Annotated in this window: 1 protein-coding gene; it reads right to left on the bottom strand. The window is 58.6% G+C overall.

All coding sequences use genetic code 11. From position 1 onward, the window contains the following. Nucleotides 1–87 precede the first annotated feature (87 nt). Nucleotides 88–263, bottom strand: a 176-nt coding sequence (locus GBM95_RS12160; RefSeq protein WP_152159297.1) for a zinc ribbon domain-containing protein, incomplete at its 5' end; no start/stop codon positions are given.

Genomic DNA, 263 nt, shown 5'->3' on the forward strand with positions numbered 1-263 from the left:
TGACTACTCCCCGTCCAATTCTTCGAATTGGGCGAGGCTTCTCGCTTCTTCGGTCACAACCCGGATGTCTCCGGGATTTACACGACCTCAGCGAGCATTTGGAGAGGACATTTCTCTCCGCAGGACGGGTAGCCCCTCCGCCCTCAGTATTCTGATGCCTTCAGCCCGGATGTTGGCTGCAGCGTTGCCGTCGCGGTCATGGTGAGCGCCGCAGTGCGGGCACGTCCATTCGCGCGTAGCAAGATCAAGCTTCTCAAGCTTGA

This window comes from Sutterella seckii (genome assembly GCF_009183815.1).
Classification (GTDB): domain Bacteria; phylum Pseudomonadota; class Gammaproteobacteria; order Burkholderiales; family Burkholderiaceae_F; genus Sutterella; species Sutterella seckii.